17 protein-coding genes are annotated in these 15,526 nt (G+C 43.3%); all 17 read right to left on the bottom strand.

Annotated elements, in window-relative coordinates:
* Positions 1 to 161: 161 nt before the first annotated feature.
* Entirely contained in the window at positions 162 to 2,237 is a 2,076-nt protein-coding gene (glyS, locus tag KJS58_RS02410) for a glycine--tRNA ligase subunit beta (protein WP_213530090.1), read from the bottom strand.
* Entirely contained in the window at positions 2,230 to 3,117 is an 888-nt protein-coding gene (gene glyQ / locus KJS58_RS02415; protein ID WP_160034137.1) for a glycine--tRNA ligase subunit alpha, read from the bottom strand. Before glyQ ends, glyS begins: the two co-directional genes overlap by 8 nt.
* A gap of 353 nt (positions 3,118 to 3,470) precedes the next feature.
* Complete coding sequence (gene recO, locus KJS58_RS02420) at positions 3,471 to 4,223, bottom strand: DNA repair protein RecO (protein ID WP_213530092.1); 753 nt, start codon at positions 4,221 to 4,223, stop codon at positions 3,471 to 3,473.
* Between the two features lie 36 nt (positions 4,224 to 4,259).
* A complete protein-coding gene (locus tag KJS58_RS02425) occupies positions 4,260 to 4,412 on the bottom strand; it encodes a YqzL family protein (protein ID WP_213530094.1) in 153 nt (50 codons plus the stop codon).
* A gap of 134 nt (positions 4,413 to 4,546) precedes the next feature.
* Positions 4,547 to 5,449 carry a GTPase Era gene (gene era, locus KJS58_RS02430; RefSeq protein ID WP_213530096.1) on the bottom strand — a complete coding sequence of 301 codons (903 nt, stop codon included), beginning with the start codon at positions 5,447 to 5,449 and terminating at the stop codon, positions 4,547 to 4,549.
* A 39-nt stretch (positions 5,450 to 5,488) separates the two neighbouring features.
* Positions 5,489 to 5,896: a cytidine deaminase gene (locus tag KJS58_RS02435; RefSeq protein ID WP_213530098.1), complete on the bottom strand. Its 408-nt coding sequence runs from the start codon at positions 5,894 to 5,896 to the stop codon at positions 5,489 to 5,491.
* 37 nt (positions 5,897 to 5,933) lie between these two features.
* Positions 5,934 to 6,299: a diacylglycerol kinase family protein gene (locus tag KJS58_RS02440; protein ID WP_213530100.1), complete on the bottom strand. Its 366-nt coding sequence runs from the start codon at positions 6,297 to 6,299 to the stop codon at positions 5,934 to 5,936.
* Positions 6,299 to 6,793, bottom strand: a complete 495-nt coding sequence (ybeY, locus tag KJS58_RS02445) for an rRNA maturation RNase YbeY (RefSeq protein WP_213530102.1) — start codon at positions 6,791 to 6,793, stop codon at positions 6,299 to 6,301. The genes KJS58_RS02440 and ybeY overlap by 1 nt, the downstream gene beginning before the upstream one ends.
* Before the next feature lie 87 nt (positions 6,794 to 6,880).
* Positions 6,881 to 9,109: an HD family phosphohydrolase gene (locus tag KJS58_RS02450; RefSeq protein ID WP_213530104.1), complete on the bottom strand. Its 2,229-nt coding sequence runs from the start codon at positions 9,107 to 9,109 to the stop codon at positions 6,881 to 6,883.
* A 17-nt stretch (positions 9,110 to 9,126) separates the two neighbouring features.
* Entirely contained in the window at positions 9,127 to 10,098 is a 972-nt protein-coding gene (locus KJS58_RS02455; protein ID WP_213530106.1) for a PhoH family protein, read from the bottom strand.
* Positions 10,099 to 10,104: 6 nt separating this feature from the next.
* Entirely contained in the window at positions 10,105 to 11,310 is a 1,206-nt protein-coding gene (yqfD, locus tag KJS58_RS02460; RefSeq protein WP_213530107.1) for a sporulation protein YqfD, read from the bottom strand.
* Positions 11,307 to 11,600, bottom strand: a complete 294-nt coding sequence (gene yqfC / locus KJS58_RS02465; RefSeq protein WP_213530109.1) for a sporulation protein YqfC — start codon at positions 11,598 to 11,600, stop codon at positions 11,307 to 11,309. Before yqfC ends, yqfD begins: the two co-directional genes overlap by 4 nt.
* 126 nt (positions 11,601 to 11,726) lie before the next feature.
* The gene (locus KJS58_RS02470) at positions 11,727 to 12,248 is read right to left on the bottom strand and encodes a hypothetical protein (protein ID WP_213530112.1); all 522 of its coding nucleotides are present in this window, start codon (positions 12,246 to 12,248) and stop codon (positions 11,727 to 11,729) included.
* A gap of 13 nt (positions 12,249 to 12,261) precedes the next feature.
* Positions 12,262 to 13,272 carry a flotillin-like protein FloA gene (gene floA, locus KJS58_RS02475; protein ID WP_213530114.1) on the bottom strand — a complete coding sequence of 337 codons (1,011 nt, stop codon included), beginning with the start codon at positions 13,270 to 13,272 and terminating at the stop codon, positions 12,262 to 12,264.
* 62 nt (positions 13,273 to 13,334) lie between these two features.
* Positions 13,335 to 14,711, bottom strand: coding sequence for an NfeD family protein (locus KJS58_RS02480; protein ID WP_213530116.1), 1,377 nt, complete (start codon positions 14,709 to 14,711; stop codon positions 13,335 to 13,337).
* Positions 14,712 to 14,838: 127 nt separating this feature from the next.
* Positions 14,839 to 15,282 carry a GatB/YqeY domain-containing protein gene (locus KJS58_RS02485; RefSeq protein ID WP_160034110.1) on the bottom strand — a complete coding sequence of 148 codons (444 nt, stop codon included), beginning with the start codon at positions 15,280 to 15,282 and terminating at the stop codon, positions 14,839 to 14,841.
* A gap of 15 nt (positions 15,283 to 15,297) precedes the next feature.
* Entirely contained in the window at positions 15,298 to 15,471 is a 174-nt protein-coding gene (gene rpsU / locus KJS58_RS02490) for a 30S ribosomal protein S21 (protein WP_005547957.1), read from the bottom strand.
* Between the last annotated feature and the right edge of the window lie 55 nt (positions 15,472 to 15,526).

Below are 15,526 nucleotides of genomic sequence, written 5' to 3' on the forward strand. Positions count from 1 at the left end.
TTATATACGCCTGAGACCATCCTAATTCCTGCCCAGGCATCAAATACGGCAAACAAAGAAAATAACACAGGACAGCGATATACGCTGCCCATTAATATATCCTTTGTTTCCCTTTATTTTGTTTTGACAATCTCAAAGTCCAGTATAGACTCTGCTGATTATTACCAAACCAACTTGGAGAAATCAGCGAACGATTTCAAGTCTTGATCGATAGAAGCGAGTAAGCCTAAGCGATTCGCACGAACAGCTTCGTCTTCTGCCATAACCATAACAGAATCAAAGAATTCGGTGATAGGCTCTTTCCAGGAGCTAGCCAAACTTAGGGCCTTTTCTGCATCATGACGAGCAATAGCTTCTTGGTAAGCAAGAGAAGTAGCCTTCCATGCATCATATAGTTTACGCTCTCCATCTTCCACAAATACCTCTTCACTAACCGAAGCATTAGAAGCTTTAGCCGCCAAATTACCTACACGATTAAAGGAGTCCACTGTTGTTTTGAAATCTTCTTCAGAGACCACAGCATTCATTAAAGCAGCTCCGCGGCGCGTAACGGATACGATATCATTGTACTGAGCACTAATCACCGCATCCACTACATCATAACGCATGGTTTCAGACAAGAGTTTTTTGACCCGCAAACCAAAGAACTCCTGTAAGTCTTTACGTATTTCATCAGCCGGACGTTTCATAACTCTCATGCTTTCATGAACTCCGAGTCCAATTTCAAAAATAGCATCCAAAGTTATAGGCAGTTCATGTTCATAAGCAATCTGTACGATACCAGCCGCTTGACGACGCAGAGCATAAGGATCTTGTGAACCCGTTGGAATGATACCGATAGAGAAACAACCTACGATGGTATCTATTTTATCAGCAATACTTACGATAGATCCAATCATCGATGCTGGAACATTATCAGAAGCGGATCTCGGTTGGTAATGTTCAAAGATTGCTCTAGCTACCTCGGCGCGTTCCCCTGCTTTCAAAGCGTAATCTTCGCCCATAACTCCCTGCAATTCAGGGAACTCATATACCATCTGTGTTACCAGATCAAATTTACAAATATCAGCTGCACGGCTGACCGATTCAACCTGATCTGCCGGGATGTTCAGCTTCGCTGCAAGCGCATCTGCAATTTTGCGAATACGACGGACCTTATCTCCAACCGTACCCATCTCTTCTTGGAAAACAATGCTCTCAAGTTTGGATACTGCATCTTTAATTTGTAATTTTTGATCTTCTTCATAAAAGAATTTCGCATCGGACAAACGTGCACGAAGGACTTTCTCATTCCCTTTTGCAATCACATCAAGCGATTCTTTTCCGCCGTTACGTACAGTGACGAAGTAAGGAAGCAGTATGCCTTTGTCGTCAAACACAGGGAAATAACGTTGATGTTCGCGCATCGAAGTAATCAGCACATCTTGTGGAATGTTAAGGAATGAAGATTCAAATGTTCCGTATAACACCGTTGGAGTCTCAACCAGAAACAAAATTTCTTCGAGCAAATCTTCTTTAACACCAATTGTCCAGTTCTTCTCTTTAGCCAGCTCTTCGATTTGTTTCACAATCATCGCACGGCGCTCTTCAATATCGACAATTACATGCTGAGAACGTAATGCTTCAACATAAGCAGAAGGCTCTTTTATCTCGATTTCTTTTCCTAAGAAACGGTGTCCTCGCGTAATATTGCCTGAAGTAACACCCGCTACTTCTATAGAAACCACATCTGAACCAAAAAGCGCGACCATCCAGCGGATCGGACGAACGAATTTGAAATCATAAGAAGCCCAGCGCATAAATTTAGGGAATGTCATCGCATGTAAGATTTGCAGCAAACCTTCAGCAATAACTTCAGAAGTTTCCGTACCTTTGCTGCTTTTCGTTGCGTAGATGTATTCCACTCCGCCAAGTTCTTTAAACGTAAACTGCTCTGGAGAAACACCCTGGCTTCTCGCAAAACCGAGTGCCGCTTTACTCCAATTTCCGTTTTCATCCACTGCAATTTTGCGTGACGGTCCTTTTACTTCTTCTTCAATATCCTCTTGCTTTTCAGCAACGTCTTTAATAATGACAGCCAAACGACGTGGGGTCGCATAAGCTTCTACAGCACCATGGTTTACCCGGATACTGCTGAGCCATTTTTCCATCCGGTCCTGAAGCTGCTCAATCGCTCCGCGCACAAATCTTGCAGGCACTTCTTCTAGACCAATTTCAAATAGTAGATCTTTAGACATGATCCGCACCTCCTTGCTTAATCAATGGGAATCCGAGCTTCTCGCGCTCCGCTAGATACGTTGCAGCGACTTGACGAGCGAGATTACGTACTCTCGTAATATAACCCGTCCGTTCCGTTACACTAATTGCTCCACGTGCATCTAGAAGGTTAAACGTATGAGAGCATTTGAGCACATAATCATAAGCTGGGAATACCAGATCCTGATCCATTGCCTTTTTTGCTTCTTCTTCATACATGTTAAAGAGCGTAAATAACATACGAACATCAGAAACTTCAAACGTATATTTAGAATGTTCCACTTCCGGTTGATGGAACACGTCTCCATATTTCACATCGCCTACCCACTCCAGGTCAAATACATTATCTTTATCCTGGATATAGGATGCTAGACGCTCCATACCATAAGTGATTTCAACAGAAACAGGACTTGTTTCGATCCCGCCTACTTGTTGGAAATAGGTAAACTGCGTAATTTCCATACCATCGAGCCATACTTCCCAGCCAAGACCCGCACAACCAAGAGAAGGATTCTCCCAGTTATCTTCTACAAAACGGATATCATGCTGATTCGCATCAATACCCAGCGCCTTAAGGCTGTCTAAATATAGTTCCTGAATATTGTCAGGAGAAGGTTTGATAATGACTTGGAACTGATGATGTTGATACAAACGGTTCGGGTTTTCTCCGTATCTTCCATCCGAAGGACGTCTTGACGGTTCCACATAAGCTACTTTCCATGGTTCAGGTCCGATTGAACGAAGGAAAGTCATTGGATTCATTGTACCTGCGCCCTTTTCCGTATCATATGGCTGAACAATAATGCATTCCTGGCCTGCCCAGAACTCTTGCAGCGTTAAAATCATTTGCTGAAAATTCATGTACTTCTCTCCTTTTTTCATCAGCTGTAGGACAGCAAAAAACCCCCGCCCTACGCCTGTTATACAGACGTAGGGACGAGAGTTAATCCCGCGGTTCCACCCTACTTGATTACTTCAAAACTCAGAAGGAGCTTTCAAGCAATCCACTTTTCCGTATCATGTTCTGCTCACGAGTGCCGTTTCCTAAACAAAACCTGCCGGACTCTCACCTGCACCGACTCGCTAGTTAAGGTTTGTCTGTTCAGTACTTTCTCGATCAACGCATGTCTCTTAGAGACTATTATGGTTCATAATAACTTAGTGACAATGCGCTTGTCAAGAAAACATCCAGAATGGAACTTTGAATTCACATTCTATAAACCGTACTTTTCCATTTGATCAAGAAAATGACGGGATTTCAGTTTTAAGGCTAATTGCTGATCCATAAAAGCACGCATGATCACCTTAATTTCAGCCTTTGTCTCTTCACGTACAGAGATATTGCCAAGACGCTGTAAATCCAGCGCTGAAAATAAACGTAACAACTTTAAAGCCCTTGGGGTTATATTCATGGCCGGCGGATCAAAGTGTTTACACGCACGGCATAGAACGCCTCCAAGACCCGGACTAATGAAATATTCTTCATCCGGTCTCTCCCGTCCGCAGGAAATACAAGCTTGAAGCTCAGGTGCATATCCAGCGGATTGTAATATTTTCATTTCATAAAGATGAATAATAATAGCCGGATCTTTATCTTCTTGAAGGGCCCCGAGGCATGCCTTTAATTGTTTAAACCAAAAGGTCCCTGTTTCATCATCCTGCAGCACACGATCCAGTAACTCACAGGCATAAGAAGCAAACGCTGCCTTTATAATATCCTCACGCAGTAGATGATGAGATTCAATAATTTCGCCTTGATTTAAGGTGCCAAGTCCCTGATTACGAAAAAAAACATATTCCCCATACGTAAACGGCTGTGTCAGGGCAGCATGGCGGCTTTTTGCCTTTTTAGCTCCACGGACAAGAACTCCTACTTTACCTCCATTTTCGGTGCAAAGCGTAATAATCTTGTTCCCTTCGCCGTAGTCCATACTGCGGATGACGATCCCTTCCACCCTGTATAGCATGTTTCGTCCCCCACAAGCCACTCCTGCCGCACCTTACTAAGATTCGATCTGAACCGCATCAAAAGGCTCAACCTCCCCTTCAGCTTCGATTCCTACCTCTTCCAGGATAGATGCACAAGCTTCTTTGTACAGCAAGTAAGCATCAACATCTCCAGTCTTTGCAAAATACGTCCACGAAAAATCTCGCATAAGTATTCATCCTCTCTTGTGGAAATGACTTGATAAGCATCTAAGAGATAGGATGTACAAGGGAGATCTTTCTATGCGTAAAACAGCACTGGAAGTGTACGGCAGAAAAGGCATTTCTCAAATATTCAAACTATTTACGCGTCTCGATGAAAACCTAAATCACGGAGAACTCGGTCTTGATTCCGCCAGTCTTTTTTCACTTTTACCCAAAGTTCCAAAAATATTTTGGAACCGAGGAGTCTTTCAATATCATGACGAGCCCGTTTCCCTACTTCTTTAAGAAGAGCACCTTGTTTACCGATAATAATTCCTTTTTGGGAATCACGCTCCACATAAATCACAGCAGATACATACACTGTCCCATTTTCTTGGGCACGCATATCTTCAATGGTAACAGCAATGGAGTGAGGAACTTCTTCACGTGTCATATGCAGAATTTTTTCACGAACGAGCTCAGCAATGACAAACTGCTCCGGATGATCTGTAATTTGATCTTCAGGATAATACTGAGGACCCGCCGGCAAATACTTCTTAACTTGATCAAGAAGTGTATTTACGTTATTGCCAAGCTTAGCTGAGATCGGTACGATCTCGGCAAATTCATGTAGCTTACTGTATTGTTCAATTAAAGGCAAAAGAGCTTCAGGCTCGATTTGATCAATTTTGTTTAACACAAGGATTACAGGTGTTTTTACATCTTTCAACTGTTCGGCAATAAAGCGGTCACCGCCGCCCATTCCTTCGGCTGCATCAACTAAAAATAAAACAGCTTCTACTTCTCGAAGCGTATTGAGTGCCGTCATATTCATGAAATCGCCCAGTTTTGATTGACGTTTATGAATACCTGGTGTGTCTAAGAAAACGATTTGCATATTGTCTGCGGTGTATACACCGTGAATTTTATTTCTCGTTGTTTGCGGCTTATCGGACATGATCGCAATTTTCTGCCCGATGACTTGATTCATTAAAGTGGATTTACCCACATTCGGTCTGCCGATAATGGCTACAAAACCCGATTTAAATTCTTTTTTTGACATATTTCCTCCAAATTAGGGCTCAAACCCTGTACATTGATTTTATACTTTCGCAAGATCTTGAGGGCCGAATGCCCCTGGCAGTAGATCGGAGACGGTTGTTTCCACAATGTCACCTTTCAGATTTCCTAAGTAAACAGGCATATCGGGTTCACACAATTCAAACATCACCTGACGACATATACCACAAGGAGAGATCGGACCTTCTGTATCTCCTACGATCGCTATTGCTTTAAATTTTCTAGGCTCATGGCCGCTCGCGATGGCACTAAACACAGCCGTTCGCTCTGCGCAGTTACTTGGACCGTAAGCTGCATTTTCAATATTACAACCATGATAGATATGGCCATCTTCCCCAACCAGTGCAGCACCCACTCCAAAGTGGGAGTATGGGATATAAGCTTTCTTACGAGCTTCAATGGCTTCTTTCATCAAACTTTGCTTATCCATATATCTTACCTCTTTCTAGAACGAAATGTTATTTATTTTAGAAAGCCCATGTAATCAGCGGCTCCCAAAAAACAAACAATGCAATAATCACGGCAAAAACCGCCGCCAGCAGCACAGCTCCAGCAGCGGTATCTTTAGCGGATTTTGCGAGCAAGTGAAACTCAGGGGAGGCAAGGTCTACGACCCGTTCAACAGCAGTATTCAGCAGCTCTGTTATCATCACACCAGCAATTGCCACACAGATGAACATCCAGTCCACCTGCGAAATATGAAAAAATAGGCCCGCAACAACGGCAAGGAGAGCACACGCCGCATGAACACGCAGATTTCGCTGCGTTAGAAAACTTTCAATCAAGCCCTCCATTGCGTTACGAAATACATCACCCCATGAGCGCTTTTTCATTACCGACTGAGCCCCACCTCAGCAAGAACTGTTTCCTGTTTCCCCATCATTTCGGCTTCACTAGCTTCGTCCTGATGATCATAACCTAACAAATGAAGAAAACCATGTACAAACAAAAATCCGATCTCACGATGAATGGAGTGACCATATTCCTGGCTTTGAGCTATTGCAGTCTCCACCGAAATAATAATATCTCCAAGGATTTCAGGGAGATCTATAGCTTCATTCTCACCAAGATCATAAATAATATCCAGTTCTTCATCAATCGATTCATTCATAGCAAAAGAAAGTACATCGGTAGGACGATCAATTCCTCGATATTCCTTATTCAGTTCATGAATCTCTTGGTCTGTTACAAAAGTGAGGGCTACCTCGCCATCTGTAATCTTCTCCATCTCGGCAGCTTTTTCAAGCAGTTTCTCCAAAGTCCCAATTAATTCTTCCGTGATCTCAACAACTTCTTGGTTATTATTCCATACCAGTTGCACACTCATTTTCGTATGCTCCTTATCTGTATACTCTATTGTTATCTTAATAAGCGGTTAAGTCTAAAGCAATCGCTTTTCGCTGCTGGCTCTAACTTAACTTTTTGGTTTCTTTATTTCTTCCGGATATTCAATTCGAGAATGGAAAATACCCATTACCGCTTCTTTTAACGTCTTTGCCACAATATCCAGCTCACGCATGGTCAAATCGCAATCATTCAGCTGATGATCATCGAGCCTGCTTTTTATAATCTTCTCAATCATCGTTTCTACCTGTTCTACCGTCGGTTTCCGTAAGGAACGAACTGCGGCTTCCACGCTGTCTGCAATCCCTACAATAGCTGCTTCTTTGGACTGAGCTTTAGGGCCTGGATACCTAAAATCTTCTTCGGTAAAATCAGGTTCTACTCCTGCCTCTTCCGCCTGCTTTATCGCCTTTTGATAGAAAAAGTGCAAGAAGGTTGTTCCATGATGCTGCTCCGCTATGTCACGAATCCGTTTAGGAAGTTTATAATCTTTTTGCATCTCCACACCATCTCTTGCATGAGCGATAATAATGGACTTACTAAGCTTAGGATCCAGTGTGTCATGCGGATTTTCCATATTGTTCTGATTCTCGATAAAATAAATCGGTCGTTTTGTTTTTCCGATATCATGATAATAAGAACCCACTCTGCATAAGAGTCCATCTGCACCGATTGCTTCAGCAGCCGCCTCAGACAAGTTACCTACCATCACACTGTGATGATAAGTCCCCGGTGTTTCTGTAAGCAGTTTACGTAATAACGGGTGATTCGGATTCGACAACTCTACAAGCTTCAAAGCGGATAAAATTCCAAAAGTAGATTCAAAGAACGGCATCAGACCAATGGCAAGAATCGCCATCAGAATTCCACCTGCAAAAGCAAAACCTACTCCGTACAGCGCATTCGTACGATCCCAATCTCCATCTCCCAGAATCGAAAGCATGAAGACTACAAGGGATCCAATCAAAGACACCATAATACCGCTTTTCAGTAAAGTGGAGCGCTGACTCGCCTTGTCCGTAGCAAAAATAGCAACAAAGCTGACAATGACAGTAAACAATCCAAAATTGAAATCAAAATTTTCGTTTTGCTGCGTATTTAGTATAATGCTGGCCACAATCCCAAAAATAATAGCAGAAATATAGGCCAAAGGTATATCGAGCAGCAAGGTAATTAACATGACGCCAATCCCTACTGGAGCCAAGTATCCGACGAATACTCTACCATCTGTCTGAAGAAAAGCAACTAAATGCATACTGCCTATCGTAATCACAAATACACATAACAGCATGAGCAGCTGCGCATTGTTATATTTAAATTCCGGATTACTCATTTGCTGCATGTACATAAGGATACCTAATGACAGAAACAGCGACAGTAACAATAAACCAAACTGCGGCCAATAATTCACTTCATCACGCAAAAGTTTATTATCCGAAAGCAGCTTGTACACTTCTTCGGTAATAATCTCCCCTTTGGCTACAAGCGTTTCCCCTTCTTCGATGTAAACCGGCGGCGTATTTTCCCGCGCCTTCGCTTTGGCTTCTTTTGTCGCCTCTTCATCGTAGAATTTATTTGACGTAATAACAAATCGGGTAAGTTCCTGAACCACCTCACGAGAAGTACGGTCATTAAGCGAGCTTGTATTGACCATTTCCGCTACTTTTGCACGTGGAATAGATGCATCCGTAATCTGGTCCACCATAAGCCGAGAGACAAGCTCTCTTGCCACAGGTTTCATCTCTTTAATCTGATCTGAAGACAGTCTGGCAATTTTGATGTAGGTCTCTTCTGGAATACGGTAAGACTGTCCTTCGGTTACTTTACGAATCTCTTCGAGCAGCGGTTCGGAATAAATACCGGAGCTTCGATTATTGTTAATAAAATTCGATACGGAGTCCTTTAGTCGCTGCGGAATTTCTTGTTTATAGATTTCTATCTTGTCGTCACTTGATATATCATCCTGATTTAAACGGTCAATACGGTCAAGTATGGATGTAATTAAACTTTCATTACGTAAAGAGACATATTGGTAGATCGGCTGAACACTTTCAGCCGCCTGTTCCTGTGCAAGCGCCCGTGCTTGATTATCTTGGATCTGCATCGGCGCCTTAATTTCTTTTTCACTACGTGTTCCCTGCTGAATATCATAACGCTCAGGCAACAGACTCGGAGACAAACTAACATAGAACAGAATGAGCATAAACAAAAACAGAAGATAGCGGGCTCCCCTGCTATTCTTCCATCCCATTTTCTTATTCTGAAAAGACTTGTCTTTAGACAATTCCTTAGGGGTCACCAGGAAACAATCCCTTTCTATTCTTGATTTTCTGCGGCTCGGTCGTAAGCAGTGATGATTTTCTGCACAAGGGTGTGCCTTACCACGTCAGTTTCAGCAAAGTAAACAAATCCAATCTCTTCAACACTCGATAGAATCGATTTCGCTTCTATGAGTCCTGATTTCTTACCTCTAGGCAAGTCGATTTGAGTTACATCTCCGGTGATTACCATTTTGGAACCAAAACCGAGACGGGTCAAAAACATTTTCATCTGTTCCGGTGTGGTATTCTGCGCTTCATCCAAAATAATAAAAGAATCATCCAGTGTACGGCCACGCATGTACGCCAGTGGTGCAATCTCTATGAGGCCGCGTTCCAGCGCTTTGGCCGTTTGATCAGGACCCATTACATCATATAGCGCATCATATAGCGGACGCAGATAAGGATCGACCTTTTCCTGAAGATCTCCTGGCAGAAACCCGAGGTTCTCCCCTGCTTCGACAGCAGGCCGGGTTAATACAATTCTCTTCACAGATCCTTCTTTTAACGCGGTTACCGCGAGAACAACAGCAAGATAGGTTTTCCCTGTTCCCGCAGGTCCGATTCCAAATACGATGTCCCGTTTCTTGATGGTCGTAACATAATGCTTCTGCCCAATCGTCTTTACACGAATTGGTTTACCGCGGAAGGTAGTTGTAATTTCACCTTTAAATAAGTCAAGCAGCTGATCGGCTCTGAAATCTTTGGCAAGTTCGGTTGCGTACTGGATATCTCTTTCGGAAAGAATGTATCCATTACGAATTAATTGCAATAATACTTCAAATAGCTGTTCCATTTTCTCAACTTCATTTCCGTCGCCCCGAATGGTGATTTCGGCTTCACGTGAGTCAATCGTCACTGGAATTTCGGACTCCATGAGTTTAAGAAAAGTGTCCTGTGGTCCAAAAAGTGATTGTCCTTCACCTGCGTTCTGAAGAGAGATGCGTATGCTGCGATTATGTTCTGTCAAATAACCTCATTCTCCTTGATCTTCAACTTGGTTATAAACGAGCGGTAATTCAACCGCGATACTTTCTTCTACTTCGAAAAGCACTTTCATATAAACTTTACCATTCTCTTTCTTCTCATGCAAAATTTTTTCGCTGATAATCTTAGTACCTTTACCGTTTTTCGCTAAAATATCATTTCTTGCTGCTTGAAGGCCTTGCCCTTTCACAAACTCTTCACCAAGAGACTGCTCTTTATACAACGTTTCACGGTCAATTTCAGTCATCCAACCCACTGGAAGTTTAAAAGAGCGCCATTTGAGCGGGTCCACTTCGGTAATTGTCTCAAATTTGCTGTATGGAGTATCTCCATAGCCCCAGAACTGGACTGCTCTGTTTCCGAGCACAAGGAAGCGACGTTCTTTAGACTCTCCTGTATAAGTGATCTGCTTTTGCAACAAAGGTACTTCAATATTATATTCATGCCAAACAAGCCCTTTTACTTCCCCTTTGGCTACGACACTCTGTGTGTTCTCTTCGTCCCCAAGAATACCTGATATAAGTACAGCACCCTTCTTGACCCGCATATCCTTCTGAACTACGGGTCTGCCTTGTTCCGCATAAATTTCAGTGATTACAGCATCCGTCTTGCTGATCAGATGTCTTGGACTCATCAGTGGTTTCTTCTCTGGTTCATCCGCTTCAACGACCTGAATTGTAACTTTGGTTCCTTCCCGGAGTACCCCGATCCACGAAGCTGCAGGGAGCTGCTTCACCATATCCTTGGCCAGCTCGTCCTGTTCCGGAAGCCGAAATGAAAATTGAAAAGGATATAACCCTTCTTTACGAGCTACTTCCAAAATTTCTTCTTCTGGTATTTTTATATTCCCTTCTACTTTTACGTCCCATACCAATGCAGACATGCCATACAATAAAACGAAGAATAAAATGGCGCCCGTTACAAACAGTTTCCGTTTTAGTAGTCTTGCCGTGAAAAAGGGGAGCCCAATACGCTGCTTTACCCGTACCCTGCAGCCTGTCCGTTTTAAAAGCGGGCGAAGCTCAAAGAAATCGTCCACCAGAATATTCATACTGGCACTGCGATTACCTATTGCTTTGATCTCCCATACATTCAGTCCATGCTTCGCCATTTCATTAATCATGGCTTCGATGTCGCCCCCGAGAAGTACAATATGAACAGTTCCCCTAATATTGGCCAAGCCCGGTGTTCTCACTTGACATCCTCCGTCCCCATATACTGAATATTTTTAATATGGCCTTCTACCGCTACTTCTTCAGGCATAATATTCCGAATGACAAGCTCTGTACCGCTTACCTCAAGCCGTCCTACAGACAGGTCGAGCACAAGTTTATCTTCGGAGAAATGTACAACACCGCGATGGTTCTCTATGTATAATTGCTTACTTCCGATCAGGGTTAGCCTCGGCATGTCAAAAAGAACATCCTGCGGCAAATCGAGTACTTCGCTGGTCCATTTGCGCAAATTGCGACTGATCCGGGTCATTGAGCTGGTCTTCCCCCTTCCTGTACTCTAAACCATATGCAGGAAAAGGCTGCTTTATGAGGATTTCATGACAAAAAGCCGCCTTTCTCCATGAAGAGAAAAGACGGCTCCTTGGTTAATCCAATATTAATACTTATTGCGAGAATGATAAGGACGTTTTGCCCGCGGCGGTCCTAACACTTCTGCCCAAATAATCCCTTTACGAATATCGGATGGGTCAGCAAATAACTTTTCCTGTTCATCCGGTTTCTGAGAAGATTGTGCTCTGGAAGCTGCAGCACGCCTTGCGGCTCGTGCCGCTCTCTCAGACTCCTCTTTTATTCTTTCTAACCTCAGTCTCTCTGCTTCGATCTGTCTGCGCTGTTGCTCCATAATATCATGCTGAGATAATTCTTCATTTAGAGAATCTTCTACAGCATTAGGGAAGTATGGAGACGGAGAATCAGCAGCAGGAGTATCATAAGGATTGCGATACTCCCCATCACGAGAATCAACAGGATCTACAGGAAGTGTAAACTCTCTTGAAGGAGGTCTTTCCGATTCGCCATTCCCTCTCGATTTATTCGCTTTACTTAAAAACGAAATGAGCGCAAAGCCAATGACAAATACGAAATAGATATTACTGCCTAACCATTCCAGAAGGTTCATCTATTTCACCACCTTATCTGTTTTGGTTATGATCATCCTGGTCTCTCTTGCTTTCTTCCGGCTTCGCAATAGCACCACGCATCTCTGTATCTGCCTCGATATTGCGATAGTTCATATAATCCATAATTCCAAGTTGTCCGTTTCGGAAAGCTTCTGCCATCGCGAGCGGCACATCAGATTCTGCTTCAACAACGCGAGCTCTCATCTCAATCACACGCGCTTTCATCTCTTGTTCTTGTGCAACCGCCATCGCGCGTCGTTCTTCTGCTTTTGCCTGCGCAATTCGTTTGTCTGCTTCTGCCTGTTCCGTCTGCAGATCAGCCCCGATATTTTTACCTACACTAACATCGGCAATATCAATAGAGAGAATCTCAAATGCAGTACCTGCATCCAAGCCTTTCTCAAGTACGGTACGAGAAATTCGGTCCGGATGTTCTAGAACATCTTTATGCGAGTTAGAAGCACCGTTCGTACTTACAATCCCTTCCCCTACACGGGCAATAATGGTTTCTTCACCCGCACCACCGACGAGGCGATCAATATTAGCACGAACCGTTACACGTGCTTTAACTTTCACTTCAATCCCGTCTTTTGCTACCGCAGAGACGACTGGAGTCTCAATTACTCGTGGATTAACACTCATTTGAACAGCCTGTAGCACATCACGACCTGCAAGGTCAATCGCTGCAGCACGTTCAAATTCAAGTGGAATGTTCGCACGTTGTGCGGCGATCAAGGAGTTAACCACTCGGTCTACGTTACCACCTGCGAGATAATGACTTTCCAGTTGGTTAATGTTAAGACCAAGTCCTGCTTTTGTAGCTTTAATGAGTGGGTTTACAATTCGGCTTGGTACAACCCGTCTCAGTCTCATAGCTACGAGGGTAATAATACTTAATCTGACACCAGACGCAAGCGCCGAGATCCAGAGCATTACAGGGAAAAAGCTAAAGAACACACTTAATATGATGACCGCAACAACGGCAATTAACAGAATAGCTATCCAACCTGATTCAAATACCATGTAGTAAATTCCTCCAACAAATTAATTTTTTTATAACAGAATCACGCCATCTTATTTAACCGTTATTTAACGCCGCTAGCTTCTCTTTCACTTTGTTTCTTCACCACAACACGCGAACCTTCCACCTTGTAGACATAAATAGGTTCGTTTGCGAGAATATAATCCCCTTCTGTAACCACATCTACACGCTCTGTCCCAATGACAGCCGTACCCGATGGGCGAAGCGGAGTCGCACTTGCGCCTTCCATTCCAATCAGGTCTTCTCTGGTTCTAACCGAAGAATATCCTCTGTCAGCCGTCATGTTATCATTCAGAATAAAACGATTCCAGATTCCTTTCTCCTTGAACACGATGGCGACTATGATCACAAGTGCAATCGCAGCAGCTGCCGCAATCCCTAAGGAGACAAGTGCTGTACTTGTATCGTATGCGGCTCGTACGACCCCTGTAATAAGACTCCCAGCACCCAGTACACCCAGAATACCAAAGCTTGGAACAAAAAGTTCAGAGATAAGGAGTGCAATTCCGATGATAAACAGGAACCACGTTTCCGATCCGCCGATACCTGCCACATAACTTCCACCGAAATAAAGGACAAAGCTCAAGAAACCAACAATACCTGGTACTCCAAATCCAGGAACAAACAGTTCAATCAATATGCCGGCGATCCCAATGAATAATAGAATCGTGGAGACAACAGGATGAGTGAGGAAACTCGAAAGCTTCTCAAATGTCGTCTGTTCCATCGTATAGATATTATCCGGCGAGTAATTTAACCAAGTAGCTACTTCGGCAGGCGATGAGGCGATTTTGTCAGCGTAACCAACTTCGAGCGCTTCCTTCGCTGTCAGAGAGATAACTTCGCCCTTTTCTTTGGTTCTACTAATTTCAGGCATTTCAACAACCATATTAAGATCAGTCATCCCGCCTGCGATCTCTTTTTTACGATCATTCTTTTCAGCTGCCGCCTGCATGTTTGACTTCCATGTAGCTACTAGCTTGGGATCATCAATATAATTATTGCTCCCATCGACCAAAGCTGCCGCACCAATCGTACTCGCCGGAGACATCGCAATATAATCAGAGACCAACGCAATATAACTGCCTGCTGAAGCCGCATCTCCGTTAATATAAGCTACTGTAGGAATTTTGCTTGCCTGAATCATATCTCCAATTTCTTTTGTCGTTGCGACAAGTCCGCCAGGCGTGTTGATCTGAAGAACAATCAGGCCTGCCTGCATTTCTTCCGCTTCCTTGAACCCGCGTTCCATGAATTTTTGAAGCCCTCGTTCAATAGGCTGATCTACAGGAATGACATACACCGCACCATCTTTCGCAGCAGCCTGAATCCCCTGTGGTTGAACAAAAGCAGAGACGAGAGTAACAAAGAAAGCGATTAAAATAACAACCGGAAACTTCCAATTTTTGATTTTATTCATTAATTGTTGTACCTCCCTTCTATATCATCCTATAATACCCACCACATAATGTATATTACGTAAGTAAACAATTTACGTTTCAAAAAAAGAAAAACACTCCCTGAGTTAGGGAGTGTTTACGGTTATGTTATTGCAGAAATTGTTGAACTGCTTGGCTCACCAGCTTGCCATCCGCTTTGCCTTTTACTTTCGGCATCAGGGCTGACATGACTTTCCCCATCTCGGCTTTCGAAGAAGCACCGGTTTCCTGGATGGTCTGCTGTACAATGACTTTAATTTCTTCTTCGCTAAGCTGTGCGGGAAGGTACTGACTGATTATATCAATTTCCGCTTTGGCATTCTCCGCAAGTTCTGTGCGACCCGCTTTATCAAATTCTTGGAGGGCATCTTTGCGCTGTTTGATTTCACGACTGAGGATATCAAGCACTTCGTTGTCATCCAAAGGTCTTTTCAAATCTATTTCAAGATTCTTAATCGTCGAACGAACCAATCGAATGGTGGAGAGTTTGAACTTGTCCTTACTCTTCATCGCTTGCTTCATATCTTCGTTCAATCGTTCGCTAAGATTCATGTTGTTATAATCCTCCTAAAACTTTCTCTTACGAGCAGCCTCGGACTTTTTCTTACGTTTTACGCTTGGCTTTTCATAATGCTTACGTTTCTTCACCTCAGCCAAAACACCATCTTTAGCGATAGAGCGTTTAAAGCGACGAAGTGCAGCATCAATAGTCTCGTTTTTACGAACTTTAGTTTCAGACACCAGTTTTCCCTCCCTCCGACCAGACCGTCCAAGAGCATATAACACGGTTCATCAA

Origin of the sequence: Paenibacillus sp. J45TS6, assembly GCF_018403285.1 — a bacterium.
In the GTDB taxonomy this organism is placed as follows: Bacteria; Bacillota; Bacilli; order Paenibacillales; family Paenibacillaceae; genus Paenibacillus.